The sequence below is a fragment of the Arthrobacter sp. D1-29 genome (assembly GCF_054130585.1).
This window is the reverse complement of the sequence record NZ_CP096383.1, coordinates 4,616,090-4,634,957: the sequence shown is the minus strand read 5'-3', so window position 1 is coordinate 4,634,957 and position 18,868 is coordinate 4,616,090. Positions and strand designations below refer to the sequence as shown.

Below are 18,868 nucleotides of genomic sequence, written 5' to 3'. Positions count from 1 at the left end.
TAGTTCCGGGCGCCACGAAAAGCACGGGAGCGGAATGCTCAGCCCACCTGCAGTTCGGTCACCGTGATGGATCCTTCCAGTACCAGCCGAAGCGCCGTAAAGGTGCCGGCGGCAGCAGAAAGCCCCAGGCGCCGCTCGCCGCTGAACCCGTTGCTTACGTCTGCAGAGCCGACGTCCATCCAGGTTCCGCCGCGGGCAGCCAGCTGAACGGCCACCCTGCCGGCACCGGCTGCCGACAGCCGCAAGACCACCGACTGGGGAGCGCCGCCCTCCCAGCCCCGGTAGACCGCCGTCGCCCTTTCCTGCCCGGAAACGGGTGCGACGGCGGTGCCTGCCAGCGGCGTTTCCGGCACCAGCGCGAGGTTGGTGTGATCATCAAAGTGCTCCGCCCGGATCCATTCCCCGCGGCGGCGCGGGCCGCTGCCTTGACCGCTGAGCGTCAGTTCCGCTCCCAGCAGCAGGCTGCCGGCCGAGGGCCCAACCATCAGCTCATACGTTCCGGGTTCCACCACCATCCGGTTTTCAGTCACGCTGTACGTGGCCAGGCGGTCCAGGGGCACCTCGATGTTCACCGTGCGGAGCTCTCCCGGGGCTAGTTCCACGCGCCGGTGCGCCACCAAAAGGCGCCGCGGGAACTCAAAGGGGTGGCCGGAGCATGCAGCGTAGACCTGAACCAGTTCGTGGGCCGTCCGCGCGCCCACGTTGCGGACCGCCACCTCCAGTGAACCTTGGGCCAGGACCACAGATTCGTAGTTCACGGTGCTGTAGCCCAGGCCGTGCCCCAGCGGGAACAGCGGTTCGGCGTCGCTGTAGAGGTAGGTGCCCTTCGATGCGATGAGATCGTAGTCCAGGATGTCCGGAAGATCCCCGTCCCGCGCCCACCAGGTTTGGGCCAGGCGTCCGGTTGGCTCCGAGTCTCCGCTGAGGACGTCAGCCAGGCCGTTGCCCAGTTCCTGGCCTGCATGGGACGTCCACACAATGGCCGGAATGTCCGCCAGCGCCTCCAGGGAGTAAGGGTAGGAGGAGGCGATCACCACCACCGTGCGGGGATTCGCCTCACGGACCAGCCTGATGAGTTCCTGCTCCTGCTGGGGAAGTGCCAGTGTGGACCTGTCGATGGTTTCCCTGCCGCCCAGGTGGGGATCATTTCCCACCACCACGACGGCGACATCTGCTGCGGCGGCTGCCTCGCGTGCAGCCTGCTGGCCGGAGCCGACGGTCCTGAGCACAAACCTGTCGGCGGTTTCCTTGGTGCTTGCCGACAGCGCCGCGCTGCCGGTGTGGGCCTCAATCCGGAGCCATTTTCCCGAACCGATGTGCTGCACGGCCACCGTGCCGTCCACTTCGTGGTGAAGCCGGAAGGTTTCCTGGACCACCCAGCCGCCCACGCGGTCCGCAGACGCCGTGAGGTAGTAGCCGTTGGCCGCCACGAATTTGCCGGTGGCGGCGGACTGCAGGGTGGACTCGCCGCCACCCCAGTCCTTCAGCAGGAACGTCTCCGCGAGCCCGGGGGCTGCTGTGCCGGCCGCCAGGGAGGTTCCCGGATCCTCGCTTCCCAGGTAGGTGTTGGTGCGGACGCAGCGCAGCGTCACCTGATCCATGCCGGCCTCAGCCACCACGTCCCCGTACCGGCCCGAAAGTCCGTCGGCGATGCTCACGGCGTTTTGGAGCGTGCCGCTGTACCAGTCGCTCAAAACCCTTGAACCCAGGGCGCCGATCACCGCGATCCTCCCTGGTTCCGCTCCCAACGGAAGGACCGGGACATCCAGGCCGGAAGCGGCATTGCGCAGCAGGACCAGTGACTTCCGCGCCGCTTCCCTGGCCAGTTCCACATGCCCGGGATCCCCGATCAGTTCCGCCCCCAACACCCCGTAAGGGCCGCCGTCGGGCTCGAACTCGCCGGTGCGCTCCCGCAGGGCGAGGAGGCGGCCCACCGCACGGTCAATATCCTCTTCGCCAATCAGCCCGCGCTCCAGCGCAGCCCGAAGATGCTGCAGGGACGGTTCCGGGTTGTCGCTGTCTTCGGTGAAGCTGTCCACGCCGGCAAGGAGCGCAGCGGCGTAGGCGGCGGGGCCGTCGTCGAAATACTTTTCCGCGGTATAAAGGGCGGACGGGGCGCCGGCATCGGTGACGATCGCGATGTCCTCCCCGCCGTGCCACGTGCGCAGCTGGGACGCCACCAGGTCCGAGACATGGGCCGGCCGGCCATTGACCAGGTTGTAGGAGAGCATAACGGCCCCGGCCACGCCGTCCTCGATGGGTCCCCGGTAGGCCGGGAGCTCGTATTCGTGCAGCACGCGGGCCCGAAGCTGGCTGCTGGAAACGTTGCGGTCAGCCTCGTTGTTGTAGGCCAGGAAATGCTTCAGGGTGGGTACGGTCAGCCAAAACCTGTCATGGTTTCCTTTCAGCCCGGCGCAGTAGGCACTCGCGAGCGTCGCCGTGAGGTGCGGGTCCTCGGAGAAGCCCTCCTCATTGCGGCCCCAAAGCGGATGGCGCAGCGGGTTTACCACCGGCGCCCAGACATTGGCGCTGACGTCCGGATCCTGGGCCTTCTTGCCCCGGACCTCCAGCCCGACGGCGGTGCCCACCCTCCGGATCAGGTCCTCGTCCCAGCTGGCGGCAAGTCCCACCGGCTGCGGAAAGACGGTGGCCGTACCCCGCCAGGCCACCCCGTGTGCACCTTCCTCACCGGTGTGGAACCGTGCCAGGCCCAGTTCCTCCACGGCCGGGGCATGCTGATGGAGCATCGCTATTTTCTGCTCCAGAGTAAGCCTGGCCACCATGGCCGGGACTGCGGAGGCACGGGGGGCCGCGGCGTCTGTGCCTGGTTCTGTGCCTGGTTTTGTGCCTGAGTGGGTGGCTGCTGCAGTGGTTGGCAAGGGCATGGTTGATCCGTTCTTGGAACCAGAGTTGTTTAATCGCTTGCGTGTTCTCAACTGACCAATAGTGTTGCACTTCCGCCTGTGAGCGGCAACACAATCGACCCTTGCCGTCGAAAATGGCATGCCCTACACTGAACCAATCGAAACGCTTCGATGATTCTTCACCTGCTTATCGATGCCACTGAACCGCCACGAGGCGGGTGTCGGAGCGCAGGCCCCAGCGCCAGACCCGTACGGAAGTCCACACGAAGGAGTGCAGATCATGCTTGGAAAAATCACCTCACCGGAACCCAGAGCCTCGCTTTCAACGTTCAAGAGCGCAGGGTTAGGACGCCGGTCCTTTTTGGGAATCGTTGGCGGCGCGGTAGCCGCGGCAGCCCTCAGCTCCTGCAGCAGCGGAGGGGCGGCACCCCAGGCCACCAACTCTGCTGGCCTCTCAGACGCCGCGGCCAAGCTGGTGCCGGATTACATTCCGCTGGACATCGTCAAGCCGGACATCCCAGGGGTAAACGGCTCCGCCCCGGGCTTCACCAGGATTCCCGAGTCACTCGTGAAATCGGTCCAGGGTGTGCCCGGGAAGGGTGGCAGCTACACCGTCATGAGTCCCGCCTGGTGGGCGGTGCCCCCGGCTGATAACAGCTACTACCAGGCAGTCAACGAGCGGCTGGGCACCAAGCTGCATTTCCAGGTCAGTGACGGCAACACCTACGCGGACAAGATCCAGACCGTGCTCGCCTCACCGAAGGACGTCCCGGACTGGGTAGTCATTCCTTCCTGGAACCTTCCTCCTCGTTTCGGCCAGGCTGCCAAGGGACTGTTCACCGACCTTTCCGAGTACCTTGCCGGCGACAAGGTCAAGAAATACCCCAACCTCGCCAACCTCCCCACCGCCTCCTGGAAGTACAGCTGCTTTGAAGGCGGACTTTATGGACTGCCGTACCCGGCCGCGCTTATCACGGACGCCTTCTTCTACCGCAAGGACCTCTTCGACGAACTCGGCGTGGAACCGCCCAAGTCCGCGGATGACTACATTTCCGTGGCTAAGGAACTGACCGATCCGGCCAAGAACCGCTGGGGCTCCGACGACGTGTGGAACGGCGCCCAGATCATGCACGGTGTGGTGCCCAAATGGAAGCTGGTGGATGGCAAGCTCCAGAACAAGTTCGAGACCGACGAATACCGGGCCGCCCTGGAATGGGCGGCCAAGCTCTTCGCCTCGGGAGCGGTCCACCCCGATGCCGTGGCCGGCAACTCCCAGCAGGCCAAGCAGCGGTTCGAATCCGGCGCCGTCCTGATGACCAACGACGGCCTGGGCGGATGGCATGAAGCCCTGGGCCGGGTCCTGCCCAGCAATCCCAAGTTCCAAATGCAGCCGCTTGACTACTTTGCCCCCGACGGCGGCAAGCCCACACTGTTCCGCGGCTCACCGGCCGGCATCTTCAGCTTCATCAAAAAAACCGATGATCCGGCCAAGGTGGAAGAGCTGCTGGCCGTGGCCAACTTCGCGGCCGCACCCTTCGGCACGGAAGAAAACATGCTCATCAACAATGGCGTTGAGGGCGTCCACTACACCCGTGACGCGCAGAACATCCCCCAGGCCACCGAGAAGGGCAAGCAGGAAGTCACCAGTACCTACGCCTTCCTGGTCAACTCTGCAGTGGTCAACAACCATGTCCAGTACCCGGGCTATGTAAAGACCAAAACGGAGTGGGAGGCGCGGCAGGCCCCCAACGTGGTGGACGACGTCTTCTACGGCATGCAGATCCAGGAACCCAATAAGTTCGGTTCACTGGGGGCCCCTTTCGAGGACCTCGCCAAGGACATCCTCCGCGGACGGAAGAGCATTTCCGATCTTGACACCGCCATCGCTACCTGGAAGCGCAATGGCGGCGATGAACTGCGTGAGTTCTACGCAGGATTCCTGAACGCGTAGGATCCGCGATGACTACCACTGAATCCACCCGGACTGCCCCGGCAGCTCTGGCGAACGACGGCAAACGCAGCCACCGCGCTGAGGACGGCGGCGGCAAGGCAACTGCGGCCCGGAAGAAGACGGGCTTCCGGACCAGGCTGATGCGGGATAAGTCCCTGGTGCTGATGACCCTGCCGGCAATTGCGCTCCTCCTGGTCTTTTCTTATGTGCCAATGCTGGGCAACATCGTGGCGTTCCAGGACTACTCACCCTTCGTGGGCATCCAGGACAGTCCTATTGTTGGCCTGGACAACTTCGGCCGGGTGCTGGGAGACCCTGGCTTCTGGCTCGCCGTGACAAACACCCTGGTGATTACTGCCTTCCAGCTGGTCTTCTTCTTTCCCATCCCCATTGTGCTGGCATTGCTGCTTAACTCCATGCTGTCCCCGGCGCTGCGTTCCACCATCCAGGCGATTGTTTACCTGCCGCACTTCTTCTCCTGGGTGCTTGTGGTGTCCGTCTTCCAGCAGGTCTTCGGCGGTGCAGGCCTCCTGAGCCAAAGCCTGAGGGCGCAAGGCTGGCAGGCCATGGACATCATGACCAACCCGGATACGTTCCTGTTCCTCATCACTTCGCAGGCCATCTGGAAGGACGCCGGCTGGGGCATCATCGTGTTCCTTGCCGCCCTCAGCGCCATAGACCAGGAGCAGTACGAAGCGGCAGCAGTGGATGGAGCCAGCCGTTGGCGGAGGACCTGGCACGTGACGCTGCCAGGACTGCGCGGTGTGGTTGTCCTGCTGCTCATCCTGCGCCTGGGGGATGCCTTGTCGGTGGGTTTCGAGCAGCTCATCCTGCAGCGGGACGCCGTGGGTGCGCAGGCCTCCGAGGTCCTGGACACATTCGTCTACTACACCGGCATCCAGAACGGTGACTGGAGCTACGCTGCTGCGGCCGGCCTGATCAAGGGCGTCGTGTCCCTGGCCCTCATTCTGGGCGCCAACAAACTTGCCCACATTTTCGGAGAGAGCGGGGTGTACTCAAAGTCATGAGCACCATCAGCAAACAGCCAACAGAATCATTCGCCCTGCCCAAGCCATCAGCCCTGCGCCGCAGGAATCCGTCCAGGCCCGTCTGGGAGGAAGAGCCGGGCCCGGTTGCCAAGATCGGCAAGGCGGCCGTGCTCACCATGGTGGTGCTGGCCGTCCTGGGACCGCTTTACGCAATCGTGCTGACCAGCCTGTCCTCCCAGGCCACCATCACCGCGGCCGGCGGGATGGTCATCATTCCCGGCGAAATCAGCATTGACGCCTATCGCCAGATCATCAGCGGCGGCGTGGTCACCCGGGCCGTGCTGGTGAGCGTGGGCGTGACTGCGGTGGGAACCGTGCTCAGCATGGTGGTGTCGGTCCTGTGTGCCTACGGGCTCTCACGGCCGGGCTCCTTCGCCCATACGCCGCTGCTGTTCACCCTGCTGCTGACCATGTTCTTCAGCGCCGGCATGATTCCGGCCTTCCTGCTGGTGTCCGGACTGGGCCTGATCAACACCTACTGGGCGCTGATCCTTCCCGGGGCCATTTCGGTCTTCAACATCATCATCCTGCGCGGTTTCTTTATGGGGATCGACAGGGGAATCCTGGACAGTGCCCGGATCGACGGTGCCAGCGAATGGCGGATCCTGGCCCAGATTGTGCTTCCGATGTCCAAGGCCGTGACCGCAGTCATCGCCCTCTTCTACGGCGTGGGCTACTGGAACGCGTTCTTCAATGCCGTCCTTTACATCAATGACAGCGCCATGAACCCGCTCCAGGTTGTGCTGCGCTCCTACGTCCTGCAAGGCGTGATGGTTCCCGGCCAGATTGATGTTGGGCAGGGGGCAGCACCGTCCCTGGCCCTGCAGATGGCCGTCATTGTGGTGGCAGTTGTGCCCATTCTGCTGGTTTATCCCCTGGTGCAGAAGCACTTCACCAAGGGAGTAATGATCGGCGCGGTGAAGGGGTGACCTTCAACGGCGCCGCACAGGCTCTCCTAGCTTGGGGCCGCAGAGGTGTCGCGCTGCACCAGGGAGGGCACAATGAGCCGGATCTCCACGGGCTTGTCCGAGTTGAGCCGGTCCATGACCATTTCGACGGCGGCGCGTCCAATGTCGTGGGCAGGGATGGAGACTGCAGTCCACGGGTGGGCGGAGGCCATGGCCGCGTCTTCGGGAGCGATGGCAACAACCGAGATGTCCTTGGGGATTTGCAGTCCGCGCAGGGCCAGGGCTTCCCGCAGCAGGGGGAGCAGTCCTTCGTTGTGGACCACCAGGGCAGTAGGCGGCTCGTCACGCGAGAACATGGCGTCCAGGGCGCCTGCGAGGGCGCCGGATGTGGGTTCGCAGGCCCTGAGGGAAGCGGTGATGCCGGCAGCCTGGCAGGCGTCTTCAAAGCCTTTACGGGCGCGGTCGGCGTAGGTGGCGTGACGCTCCAGGGAGGCCTGCGGGGAGCCGATGAAACCCAGACTCCGGTGGCCCAGCTCGGCCATGTGGCGGACGGCAGCGCGGGAGGCTGCGGCGAAATCGAAGTCCACGCAGCTCAGGCCCTGTGGATCGTCCGGAAAGCCGATCAGGACAGCGGGCTTCCGGAGCTTCGCAAGCTGGGGGATCCGGGGATCGCGGGCTTCGATATCCATCATGAGCAGCCCGTCCACGATGGACTGGGAGGTCACCCGGTGGATGCCGTCGGCGTCGTCCTGGGTCAGGAGCAGGACGTCCTGGTTGAAATCCCGGGCAGTGGTCACAACCCCGGCGACGAACTGCATGATCACGCTGACGTTCACGTCCGCTCGCAGGGGAACCATCAGGCCCAGCACGTTGGACCTGCTGGAGGCAAGGGACCTCGCGCCGGAATGGGGGCTGTAGTCCAGCTTCCGGATGGCGGCCAGGACCTGTTCGCGGGTTTCCTCGGAGATAGTCCGCTTGCCGCTCAAGACGTAGGACACCGTGCTGGTGGAAACTCCGGCTGCCCTGGCGACGTCATTCATGGTGGCCACGGGCCACTCCCTTCCTCAGCGGGTGGAACCCCCATCATAGCCAGTAAATATGGATTAGATGTTGCACAGTTTCGATGAAATTCGATTGTTTCTCCGCCAATCACCTCAGCTTTAAGTAACCACACTGTCCAACCTGATTGAAGCGATTCGATGCCATGATCAACTTTGACCTTTCTCCCACTTCCACCCCTCAGGGCCGCTTGGGCTCCCTGACGGAGACGTTGGGACTCATCCACGGCGCGGACTACAACCCCGAGCAGTGGCCGGCGGAAAGCTGGCCGGAGGATATCCGGCTGATGCAGCAAGCCGGAATCAACTTGGCCACCGTCGGGGTGTTCAGTTGGGCACTGCTTGAACCCAGGGAAGGGGCCCGCAACTTCGGCTGGCTGGACGAGATCCTGGACCTCTTGCACAACGGGGGCATACGGGTCTGCCTGGCTACCCCCACTGCATCACCACCGCCCTGGTTGGGCCACGATTACCCCGAGACGCTTCCTGTTGACGCGGACGGCCGCACCCTTTGGTACGGCTCACGCAACCAGTTCAGCCCGTCGTCTGCCAAATACCGTCGTGCCGCGGCTGCCATTACGGAATCGTTGGCCAAAAGGTATGCGGGCCACCCGGCGGTTGCCATGTGGCACGTGGGCAACGAGCTGGGCCAGATCAGCTACGACGACGAAAGCGCGCTGGCGTTCCGCGCCTGGCTGATGCGGCGTTACGGATCGTTGGAGGAGCTGAACAGCGCTTGGGGCACCACGTTCTGGAGCCAGCGGTATGGCAGCTGGGACCAGATCATGCCGCCGCGCCGGGCGCCTTACCTGATCAATCCCAGCCAAACCCTGGACTTCCAGCGCTTCACCTCCGACCAGCTGTTGTCCCTGTATACCGCCGAACGGGACATCATCCGCCGCCACGACCCCACGAGCCCTGTCACCACCAACCTGATGGGATTTTTCCGCGGCGCCGACTACTTCTCGTTCGCCAAGGAAACGGATGTGGTGGCCAACGACTGGTACACCGATCCGTCCGATCCAGGGTCCCACCGGCTGGGCTCGCTGACCCACGACCTGTGCCGGGGGCTCTCACGCGGTGAACCATGGCTGCTCATGGAGTCCGCAACTTCGGCGGTGAACTGGCGCGAACACAACGTGGCCAAGGAACCGGGCGAACTGCGGGTGGATGCCCTCTCTGCCATTGCCCGGGGTGCCGATGGAGTCTGCTACTTCCAGTTCCGCCAGTCCAGCTTCGGCGCCGAACGCTTCCACTCCGCCGTAGTGCCCCTGGCCGGAGAACACACACGGGTGTTCCGCGAAGTGTCGGAACTCGGAAGCGACCTGCAGTCCCTGCGGCAGCTGGCCGGCACGCCTTGCAAGGCGAGGATCGCGGTCCTTTTTGACTGGGACAGCTGGTGGGCGGCCGAATCGCCGGACACCCCCACCAGCCGGCTGGACGTCCTGAAGCAGATCCAGGCCTACTACGCGCCGCTCCTCCGGAGAGGGCTCGCCGTTGAAGTGGTCCATCCTTCCGCGGACCTGGACAGATTCGAGCTGGTCCTGGCGCCGAGCCTGTTCCTCCTCACGCAGGAGCACGCCGGCTCGCTGGTGGCGTATATGCGGGGCGGCGGACACCTGGTGGTGGGCCCGTTCAGCGCAGTAGCCGACGGAAACGGACATCTGGCACCCGGACGCTTCCCGGGAGTGCTGTCGGAACTCCTTGGTGTGGACGGCGAGGAGTGGTTGCCGCTAGCCTCCCCGCTCCGCATTGATTTTGCCAGCGCGGTACTCGCAGGACGGGCTGAGGCAGCCTGGCAGGCCACTGTCTGGGCGGAGAGCCTGGCCCTCCGGGAGGAAACCGCGCAGGCCGTTGCCCACTTTGGCGAGGGACACCTGAAAGGCAAGCCCGCCGTCGTACATAACCGCCAAGGCGAGGGAAGTGCCTGGTACGTCGGCGCGGACCTTCCCGCAGAGGCGCTGGACGTGGTCATGGCGGCAGCCCTGGATTCAGCTGGCATCGCCTCCCCGCTGGCCGCGGCGCTTCCGGAACAGGTGGAAGCAGCCAGCCGCGGCGGCCACCTGTTCCTGCTCAACCATTCGAAACTGCCGCAGACGGTTCAGCTCGGCTGGGCGTCCGTGGACCTGCTCACCGGCACCGAGCACAACCAGCACCTGACCTTGCCGCCGTTCGGGGCTCTCGTACTTAAAGAACTAGGGAAATAGAGGAACAGCATGAAATTCACGGACGGCTACTGGCTGTACCGCAAGGGCCTGTCTGCCCTGCATCCGCGGGACGTGGTGGATGTGGAAGCATCGGAGGACAAACTGACGGTCTTCGCGCCCACCAAGAGGATCGCGGACCGCGGCGATGCATTGAACTGCCCCCAGCTGACCATCACCTTCGAATCACCCCTTCCCGATGTCATTGGCGTGACCATTGAACACTTCCAGGGCGGCGTGGACGTTGGCCCGCACTTCGAACTGAAGGAAGGCACCGCGGACGTCAGCATCGGGAACGACGGCGGGACGGCCACGTTCACCTCCGGCGGCCTTACCGCACGCGTCAGCACAGGGGGCGACTGGAACGTTGACTTCGTGGGTGACGGCCGTCTGCTGACCAGCTCCGTGCCCCGCAGCATCGGCGTGATCACGGACCAGGACGGGAAGCACTTTGTCCATGAACAGCTGACGCTCGGCGTGGGCACCAACGTCTACGGCCTGGGCGAACGGTTCGGACCGCTGGTCAAGAACGGCCAGTCGATCGACATCTGGAATGAGGACGGCGGCACGTCCAGTGAGCTCGCCTACAAGAACGTGCCGTTCTTCATCACCAACGCCGGCTACGGCGTTTTCGTGAACCACCCGGCGCGCGTGTCCTACGAAATAGGCTCCGAAGTGGTGTCCCGTACGCAGTTCAGCGTGGAGGGGCAGAAGCTCCAGTATTTTGTGATCCACGGACCAACGCCCAAGGAGATTCTGCGCCGTTACACCGAGCTGACCGGGAGGCCCTCACGCATCCCGGCCTGGTCCTACGGGCTGTGGCTCTCCACGTCGTTCACCACGGATTACGACGAAAAGACGGTGATGTCCTTCATTGACGGGATGGCAGAGCGCCGGCTTCCGCTGTCCGTATTCCACTTCGACTGCCACTGGATGCGTGCCTTCCACTGGAGCGACTTCATCTGGGATCCTGCCACCTTCCCTGACCCGGAGGGCATGCTCCGCCGGCTCCACGAGCGGGGACTCAAGGTCTGCGTGTGGATCAACCCCTACATAGCGCAGCGCTCGTACCTGTTCCGTGAAGGCGCCGAGCTGGGTTACCTGGTGAAAAAGGCGGATGGCTCGGTCTGGCAATGGGACATGTGGCAGGCCGGCATGGGCCTGGTGGATTTCACCAATCCGGACGCTGTCACGTGGTACCAGGACAAGCTGCGCACCCTGCTGAACCAGGGCGTGGATTCCTTCAAGACGGACTTCGGCGAGCGCATTCCCACCGATGTGGCATGGCATGACGGCTCGGATCCCCAGCGGATGCACAACTACTATGCCCAGCTCTACAACCGGACGGTTTTTGACCTGCTGACCAAGGAGCTGGGCGAAGGCCAGGCCGTGCTGTTCGCCCGCTCGGCCACCGCGGGCGGACAGCAGCTGCCCGTCCACTGGGGCGGGGACTGCGAGTCCACCTTCTCCGCGATGTCCGAATCCCTCCGCGGTGGCCTGTCCATCGCGTCCTCGGGATTCGCGTTCTGGAGCCATGACATCGGCGGGTTCGAAGGCACCCCCGACCCTGAGCTCTTCAAACGGTGGATCGCCTTCGGGCTGCTGTCGTCGCACTCTCGGCTGCACGGTTCAGCCTCCTACCGGGTGCCCTGGCTGGTGGACGACGAATCCAGCGACGTCCTGCGCCACTTCACCGGGCTCAAGATGAAGCTGATGCCCTACCTGCTGGGCGCCGCGGAGGAAGCCCACCAGACGGGGACGCCACTGATGCGCCCCATGTTCCTGGAGTTCCCGGACGATCCGGCGTGCGCCCACCTCGACAGGCAGTACATGCTGGGGTCTGAGCTGCTCGTGGCGCCGGTCATGGGGAGTGGCGGCTCAGTGGACTTCTATTTGCCGGAGGGCACCTGGACGCATCTGGAAAGCGGCGAGCAGCTGTCCGGACAGCGCTGGCACAGCAAGGCCTTCTCGGTGATGGAGGCTGCAGTTTACGTCCGCCAGGGTGCGGTCCTGCCGCTCGGAACTGTCAGCGACAGGCCTGAATATGACTGGGCCAATGAGGTGGAATTCAAGGCCTTCGCCGCCGTCGACGGCCATCACAGGACGGTCACCGTTCCGAAGGCCGACGGCGGTTTTGCCCGGTTTGAGGTGACGGTGGAAAGCGGCCGGGCGGTGGCGCAGGTCCTGGCCGACACCGGCACCAAGCACTAGTTAGGGTTGCAGCGTTGCCCAACATCAGCAGACTATTCACGAACGTTTATGCGCACAGGAGTTTGTCATGAAGGAGTTTGTCGCGGGGTCCATCAGGTGGGGAATCCTCGGGCCGGGACATATTGCCCGGCGGTTCGCAAAGCAACTTCCGTCCAGCCAGACGGGGGAGCTCGTAGCAGTCGGCAGTTCCGACCGGACCCGGGCGAAGGCCTTCGCGGTGGAAGCCGGTGTCCCGCACGCTATCACCGGCACGTACGCAGAGGTGCTGGCCAGCCCGGACGTTGACGCTGTCTACGTGTCAACCGTGAACACCAGTCACGCGCAGCTCGTACTGGCCGCGGTGCGCGCAGGCAAGCATGTCCTGTGCGAGAAGCCGCTCGCGCCGAATCATGGAAGCGTTATGGCTGTTGTCGACGCCGCGCGCACCGCAGGCGTCATCCTCATCGAGGCCTACATGTACCGGTTCCATCCGCAGACGGTGAAGCTCCTCGAGCTCATCCGTAACGGAGCCATCGGGCAGGTCCAGCACATCGATGCCAGTTTCTGCTTTGACGTGCCTGAAAAGAAGGGCCGGTTGTTCGACCCGAACCTTGCCGGCGGCGGCATTCTCGATGTCGGTGGCTATCCGGTGACGATGGCACGTGCCGTGGCAGGCGCAGCTTCCGGGCAACCCTTCGTTGAACCCCTCGATGTGCGCGGGGCCGGACACGTCGGCAGCACAGGCGTGGACGAATGGGCGGTTGCACACCTGACCTTCCCTTCGAAGCTCACGGCAACACTGCGTGCGGGGATCCGCATCGAGAACCCCGAAGAGGTGACAATCTCCGGTTCAGAGGGCACCCTGTTCCTTTCTGATCCCTGGACCATTCACGACCGGCAGGAGCTGGTACTCCGGCGTGTGGGGGAGCAGCCGCAGAAGTTCACCTTCGCTTCGGACAGCCCTGCCAACCGGCCGTACGCCCTGGAGGCCGACGCCCTCGCACAGGCGGTGGCCACCGGCCAGGAGCCCGTTGAGATGTCCCTTGACGACACGCTGGGAACCTCGGCTGTGCTGGAGCGCTGGCGGGACCAGGTGGGTGTGCGGTTCCCGTTCGAAATCGATGAGGCCAACGTTCCTACCGTCTCTGGCCTGCCACTGGCTGTCATGCCCGATACACCCATGCGCTATGCGCAGATTCCCGGGTTGGGCAAATCCGTCTCCAGGCTTGTTATGGGCTGTGACAACCAGCCGAACCTGGCGCATGCATCGTCGCTCTTTGACGCGTTCTGGTCCGCCGGCGGCAACACCTTCGACACGGCGTGGCTGTACGGCACCAACGGTGAACACGAAAAGCGGTTCGGAAAGTGGCTCGCGAACCGCGGGGTCCGCGAGGATGCGGTGGTCATTGTGAAAGGAGCCCACACGCCGCACTGTGATCCTGATTCCCTGTCCCGGCAACTGCTGGAATCCCTGGACCGGCAGGGACTTGAGTATGCCGACGTGTACCTCATGCACCGCGACAATCCTGACATCCCGGTTGGTGAGTTTGTTGATGTGCTGGACGAGCATGCCGCTGCGGGGCGTATTACGGCCTTTGGCGGTTCGAACTGGTCGTTGGAGCGGTTTGATGAAGCCAATGCTTGGGCGGCCGCGAATGGCAAACGGCCCCTCACCGTCCTGAGCAACTACTTCGGCCTGGCGGAAGCCTACGATGTGCCCTGGACCGGATGCCGGACTGCTACCGACCCGGAGTCCAAACGTTGGCTCACGGAACACAATGTGGCGCTCCTGCCCTGGTCTTCACAGGCACGCGGGTTTTTCGCGCGCGCAAATGCTGACGACCTCAGTGACGCTGATCTGGTGCGTTGTTTCTATGGCGATGCAAACTTTGAGCGGAAGCGCCGGGCTGAACAGTTGGCAACAGAATTCGGAGTGCCGGCTACAGCTGTGGCGCTGGCCTACGTGCTGGCCCAGCAATTCCCAACCTTTGCCTTGGTGGGGCCACGGTCAATTGCTGAGTATCGCGGCACGATGACGGGTCTTGGCATCGAACTGACTGACGAGCAGTCCTCGTGGCTGGACCTGCGCAACGGCCAGAAGGGCTTTCCAGCACTCCGCGAATGACGGCGGACTTCACCTGCAGCAACAGCCGTAGCCTGGCGGCAGCGAGGTTGCCCTTGGGAAGGAAATTCAGGCCGCCCTGACCCTTGCGTGTGGGCCGAACTGCGTGTCAGACTTTCTCGATACGCATCGACGATACGCATCGACGACACCGATCGGTTGAGAACCGGCGACAGCCCCATACGAAAGGGAGCCAGTGCCAACAAGCAAGGACGTTGCCGCCGTGGCGGGCGTTTCCCAGAGCACTGTCTCCTACGTCATGAGCGGTAAGCGGCCCATCTCGGAAAAGACCCGGCTGAGGGTGGAGGCCGCCATTGAGCAGCTGACGTACAGGCCGAACGCGGGGGCCCGGGCGCTGGCCAGCCGAAAGTCCCAAGTGATCGGCCTGGTTATTCCCCTCACGCCGGAGTCTCAGTTCGGATCCCTGATGGAGTTCATCGCGGTGATCGCGGCCACGGCCCGGCGCCACGATCACGACGTCCTGCTGGTGACGGATGAGGAGGGCAACCAGGGCTTGGAGCGGGTGGTGGGGCAGCAGCTCTGTGACGGGCTGATCCTGATGCAGGTCCACGCCGAAGACGAACGGATTCCCGTGGTCCGGAAACTGCGGGTACCGGTGGTGTTCATCGGCATCCCGAATGACTCCACCGGCCTCAACTGCATCGATGCGGACTTCGCCAGGGCGGGCGAACTCTGCGTCGAGGAGTTGTCACAGGCGGGACACACCAGCGGAGTCATTATCGGTTGGCGCACTCAGCTGGCCGGAAGCAAGCTGAACTACGTGGACAGATTCCTGGGGGGCGCGAAAGAGGCCGCCCAGAGGCTGGGCGTGACACTTGACCATCTTCCGGCCCGCACTGACCGCAGAAGTATCGAAGCCGCCGTTGATGCCTGCGTTGCCGGCACTGACGGAAGGCCAGCGTTCATCTCCCCGGACACCACCACCTTGGAACTCCTTCCCCGGATCCTTCGTGAAAGGGGGCTGGAACCAGGCAGCGACGCATCGGTCGTCGGGGTCGGCGCGGTTTCCGAGGCCATGGCTGAACTCCAGGAATTCACCATCCTGGACCTCCAGCCAAGGCTGGTTTCCCAGCGCGCCGTTGAAATCCTTTTCAACCTCATGAATGCAGAGAGCCCTGACGCTGGGGGAACACTCGAACTCATACCACCGGTGATAACCCACCGGCATGGCACCGCAGGGCTCGTGGCTCCTGCACCCCAGTCCACCTCCTAGCCAGAAGGCATCTCCCCGGGGCCACCCACACTCCGGAGCGGATGCCGAAAAAAGACGCATCGTCGATGCGTATCGATACACCCGTAATCCCTCTCCAACAACCCAGCAGTTGCCTCCTAAAAAAATGAAAAACCGCGGCGATGCAGCCCCGGTCCGTCAGAAAAGGATCTGATAATGAAGTCAGCTTTCGTCAGCACCAAAGCCGCCGCTCTCGCCGTCACGGCACTCGCAGGGTTACCACTGGTTCTCGCCGGCTGTGGCGCAAGCCCAGCGCCGGGCGGCGGCGGAGCCGTGACGGAAATTACCGTTGTGGACTACTACAACAACGAGCCGGACAAGTCGGTCATCGGCAACACGCTGGAGACTTGTGGTTCCCAGGCCGGCGTGAGCATCAAGCGCGAAACCATACCGGGCAAGTCCCTCATCGCCAAGGTGCTGCAGCAGGCATCCTCAAAGACCCTTCCTGACGTCCTGATGCTGGACAACCCCGACCTTCAGCAGATTGCCGGCACCGGCGCCCTGGCACCGCTGAGCGATTTCAAGATCAGCACCGATGGCTATCCAGAGGGAATCCTCAGCGCCGGAACGTACAAGGACGAGGTGTACGGCCTGGCCCCCACGGTGAACACCATCGCCCTCTTCTACAACAAGGACGTACTGGCCCAGGCCGGAGTGACCCCGCCCAAGACCTGGGAGGAGCTTAAGGCAGCGGCAGCAAAGCTCACCTCCGGTGACCAGTACGGACTCGCTTTCAACGCCAACGCGACCTACGAGGGCACCTGGCAGTTCCTTCCCTTTATGTGGTCCAACGGCGGCGACGAGAAAAACATTGCCACCTCCGAAACCGCCGAGGCACTCCAGCTCTGGACCGATCTGGTGGATAGCGGATCGGTGTCCTCATCTGCGTTGAACTGGACCCAGGCGGACGTTAACGACCAGTTCGTTGCGGGGAAGGCCGCCATGATGGTCAACGGCCCCTGGCAGATCCCGGTGCTGGACAAGCAGGCTGCACTCCAGTACGGCGTGGTTGACATCCCGGTCAAGGATTCCAGCAAGACGGCGGTTGGCCCGCTGGGCGGCGAAGTTTGGACCGTGCCGCAGACCGGCAACAAGGACAGGCAGGCAAAGGCCGCCGAAGTCGTGGCGTGCATGAACAGCGATGAAAACCAGCTGGCCATGGCCAAGGCACGCAACACCATTCCTTCCAAGACCGCGGTTGCTGCACAGTTCGCGGCCGAGAACCCGAAGCTGGCTTCATTTGCCGAACTGGTCAAGGACGCGCGGGCCAGGACCGGCCAGCTCGGAGAGGAGTGGCCCGCCCAGGCCACCAAGATCTACACCGCAATCCAGGCAGCACTGACTGACAAGGCCAGCCCCGCGGACGCCCTCAAGCAAGCCCAGGAAGGTTAAGGGCACCTCCCAATGTCAACAACCGTCGAACAGGTGCGGCACCGCCCGGTGCAGGCACTCCCGGGTCCCGCCGGTGCCCGCCGCCAGGGATACCGGCGCCGGGAGCGGGTCTACCAGTGGCTGTTCCTCCTGCCTGCCGTCGCCTATCTCGTGCTGTTCTTTGGCTACCCGGTGGTGAAGAACGTCCTGATGAGCTTCCAGGACTACTCCACCAGCACTTTCTACACCGGGGAAGCCCCATGGGTGGGGTTCGCCAATTACGCAAGTGTTCTGTCGTCGTCGCTCTTTTCCACGTCGTTGATCAACACTGCCCTGTTTACTGCCGGTTCCATTGCCGGACAGTTCGTGCTGGGGCTGGGCCTCGCGGTGTTCTTCAAGCGGCGGTTCCCGCTCAACGGCATTCTCCGCTCGCTGCTGCTTCTGCCTTGGCTGCTGCCGCTCATCGTGTCCAGTGCCGTGTGGCGCTGGATCCTGGACAAAGACAGCGGGGCCCTGAACAACTTCCTGGAAAGCCTTGGCCTCATCAGCACCGGCATTCCCTGGCTCACCAGCACCTCGCTGGCCCTGGCCGCCGTTGTCGGAGTCAACATCTGGATCGGCATTCCCTTCAACGTCACCGTTCTCTACGGCGGGCTGCAGGACATCCCGGATGAACTGTATGAGGCGGCTTCGCTGGATGGTGCCACCGGATGGCGGGCCTTCCGCCACGTGACGTGGCCGATGCTCCGCCCGGTGGTCAGTGTGGTCCTGGTGCTGGGAGTGGTCTACACCCTCAAGGTCCTGGACATCATCCTGGGCCTGACCAACGGCGGGCCCGCCAACTCCACGCAGACCATCGCCACCCAGTCCTACGCCCTGTCCTTCCAGGACTTCAAGTTCGGCGAAGGCGCGGCCATGGGCAACGTCCTGGTGCTGATCTCCCTGGTATTCGCAGTTCTGTACCTGCGCGTTAACCGTCGCGCCGTTGACGAGTGAGGATTCGATGACCATTAAATTGACCTCAAAGGATGCCGGCGCCGGCACAACCCGCCGGCTGCGCAGCACGGCAGGCCACGCCGGCCAGTCCGGAGGATTCCGGCGGTGGGGGAACACGGCCCTGGCGCTACTGTTCCTCGCCATCATGCTTTTCCCCGTCTATTGGATGATCAACGCATCCCTGCAGCCCAATGGGGCCACGCTGCAGACCTCATGGCTCCCGTTGTCGCCCGATTTCAGCGGCTACGCCACGGCCATCAGGGAACAGGGCCGGAACCTGGCAACCAGCCTGGTGGTGGCGCTGGGCAGTGTCCTGTTCAGCCTGGCCATTGCCGCGCCGGCGTCTTATGCCTTGGCCTACTTCAAGGTCCGCGGCGCCGGCGTTGTGCTTTTTGCCATCCTGATCAGCCAGATGATCCCTGGCATCGTGGTGGCCAATGCCCTTTACACGGCGTACAACGACCTCGGGCTGCTGAACTCCATCCCCGGACTCATCCTGGCCGATTCCTCCCACGGCATCCCCTTTGCCATCCTCATCATGCGGGCGTTCATGAACAACATGCCCGCCTCCGTGATCGAGGCTGCCAAGGTGGACGGAGCGGGGCACCTCCGGGCCTTTTGGTCCATTGTGCTTCCGCTGAGCCGCAACGCGCTGATCACGGCCGGGCTCTTCACGTTCCTGTTCACCTGGAGTGATTTCCTCTTTGCCCTCACCCTGACCACCACCGATGCCGTCCGTCCTGTCACTCTGGGCATCTTCCAGTACATGGGTGCGTACGTGAACGACTGGAGCTCGGTCATGGCCACGGCGGTCCTCGCCTCCATCCCCGCCATCATCCTGCTCATCGCGGCGCAGAAGTACGTGGCTGCCGGAACCACCGGCGGCGCGGTGAAGTAGTGCGC

Annotated in this window: 12 protein-coding genes; 10 read left to right on the top strand and 2 right to left on the bottom strand. The window is 63.7% G+C overall.

The features are described 5' to 3' along the window. Positions 1-38: 38 nt before the first annotated feature. Positions 39-2,885: a beta-glucosidase gene (locus M1E17_RS21035; RefSeq protein ID WP_457963905.1), complete on the bottom strand. Its 2,847-nt coding sequence runs from the start codon at positions 2,883-2,885 to the stop codon at positions 39-41. Positions 2,886-3,144: 259 nt separating this feature from the next. Between M1E17_RS21035 and M1E17_RS21030 the strand changes: the two genes are divergently transcribed. From M1E17_RS21030 to M1E17_RS21020, 3 genes are read left to right on the top strand one after another with little or no spacing between them, the layout of a single operon-like run. Further along, positions 3,145-4,815 (top strand): extracellular solute-binding protein, encoded by a 1,671-nt coding sequence (locus M1E17_RS21030; protein ID WP_457963903.1) that lies wholly within the window; start codon positions 3,145-3,147, stop codon positions 4,813-4,815. Positions 4,816-4,823: 8 nt separating this feature from the next. Further along, the gene (locus M1E17_RS21025) at positions 4,824-5,843 is read left to right on the top strand and encodes an ABC transporter permease (RefSeq protein ID WP_457963902.1); all 1,020 of its coding nucleotides are present in this window, start codon (positions 4,824-4,826) and stop codon (positions 5,841-5,843) included. Further along, positions 5,840-6,793 (top strand): carbohydrate ABC transporter permease, encoded by a 954-nt coding sequence (locus M1E17_RS21020; protein WP_457963900.1) that lies wholly within the window; start codon positions 5,840-5,842, stop codon positions 6,791-6,793. Before M1E17_RS21025 ends, M1E17_RS21020 begins: the two co-directional genes overlap by 4 nt. A gap of 26 nt (positions 6,794-6,819) precedes the next feature. Here the strand turns inward: M1E17_RS21020 and M1E17_RS21015 are convergent, their stop codons facing one another. Next, positions 6,820-7,812, bottom strand: coding sequence for a LacI family DNA-binding transcriptional regulator (locus tag M1E17_RS21015; protein ID WP_457967871.1), 993 nt, complete (start codon positions 7,810-7,812; stop codon positions 6,820-6,822). 146 nt (positions 7,813-7,958) lie between these two features. Here M1E17_RS21015 and M1E17_RS21010 point away from each other — a divergent pair, with 146 nt between their 5' ends. From M1E17_RS21010 to M1E17_RS20980, 7 genes are all read left to right on the top strand, one after another. Then, positions 7,959-10,037, top strand: a complete 2,079-nt coding sequence (locus tag M1E17_RS21010; RefSeq protein ID WP_457963899.1) for a beta-galactosidase — start codon at positions 7,959-7,961, stop codon at positions 10,035-10,037. 9 nt (positions 10,038-10,046) lie between these two features. Next, a complete protein-coding gene (yicI, locus tag M1E17_RS21005) occupies positions 10,047-12,245 on the top strand; it encodes an alpha-xylosidase (RefSeq protein WP_457963898.1) in 2,199 nt (732 codons plus the stop codon). 67 nt (positions 12,246-12,312) lie between these two features. Next, positions 12,313-14,349 carry an aldo/keto reductase gene (locus M1E17_RS21000; RefSeq protein ID WP_457963896.1) on the top strand — a complete coding sequence of 679 codons (2,037 nt, stop codon included), beginning with the start codon at positions 12,313-12,315 and terminating at the stop codon, positions 14,347-14,349. Between the two features lie 193 nt (positions 14,350-14,542). Continuing rightward, a complete protein-coding gene (locus M1E17_RS20995; protein ID WP_457963894.1) occupies positions 14,543-15,580 on the top strand; it encodes a LacI family DNA-binding transcriptional regulator in 1,038 nt (345 codons plus the stop codon). Between the two features lie 174 nt (positions 15,581-15,754). Beyond that, on the top strand, positions 15,755-16,990 hold the full coding sequence (locus tag M1E17_RS20990; RefSeq protein WP_457963892.1) for a sugar ABC transporter substrate-binding protein: 1,236 nt from the start codon (positions 15,755-15,757) through the stop codon (positions 16,988-16,990). A gap of 12 nt (positions 16,991-17,002) precedes the next feature. Then, the gene (locus M1E17_RS20985; RefSeq protein ID WP_457963890.1) at positions 17,003-17,965 is read left to right on the top strand and encodes a carbohydrate ABC transporter permease; all 963 of its coding nucleotides are present in this window, start codon (positions 17,003-17,005) and stop codon (positions 17,963-17,965) included. Between the two features lie 145 nt (positions 17,966-18,110). Continuing rightward, a complete protein-coding gene (locus M1E17_RS20980; protein WP_457967869.1) occupies positions 18,111-18,863 on the top strand; it encodes a carbohydrate ABC transporter permease in 753 nt (250 codons plus the stop codon). Positions 18,864-18,868: the final 5 nt, after the last annotated feature.

Excerpts from the sequence above, each read along its gene's own strand:
- M1E17_RS20980 (WP_457967869.1), top strand. The coding sequence starts at position 18,111 with ATGCTTTTCCCCGTCTATTGGATGATCAACGCATCCCTGCAGCCCAAT.
- M1E17_RS20990 (WP_457963892.1), top strand. The coding sequence starts at position 15,755 with ATGAAGTCAGCTTTCGTCAGCACCAAAGCCGCCGCTCTCGCCGTCACG.
- M1E17_RS21030 (WP_457963903.1), top strand. The coding sequence starts at position 3,145 with ATGCTTGGAAAAATCACCTCACCGGAACCCAGAGCCTCGCTTTCAACG.
- yicI (WP_457963898.1), top strand. The coding sequence starts at position 10,047 with ATGAAATTCACGGACGGCTACTGGCTGTACCGCAAGGGCCTGTCTGCC.
- M1E17_RS21035 (WP_457963905.1), bottom strand. The coding sequence starts at position 2,885 with ATGCCCTTGCCAACCACTGCAGCAGCCACCCACTCAGGCACAAAACCA.
- M1E17_RS21000 (WP_457963896.1), top strand. The coding sequence starts at position 12,313 with ATGAAGGAGTTTGTCGCGGGGTCCATCAGGTGGGGAATCCTCGGGCCG.
- M1E17_RS21020 (WP_457963900.1), top strand. The coding sequence starts at position 5,840 with ATGAGCACCATCAGCAAACAGCCAACAGAATCATTCGCCCTGCCCAAG.
- M1E17_RS20985 (WP_457963890.1), top strand. The coding sequence starts at position 17,003 with ATGTCAACAACCGTCGAACAGGTGCGGCACCGCCCGGTGCAGGCACTC.
- M1E17_RS21015 (WP_457967871.1), bottom strand. The coding sequence starts at position 7,812 with ATGAATGACGTCGCCAGGGCAGCCGGAGTTTCCACCAGCACGGTGTCC.
- M1E17_RS21025 (WP_457963902.1), top strand. The coding sequence starts at position 4,824 with ATGACTACCACTGAATCCACCCGGACTGCCCCGGCAGCTCTGGCGAAC.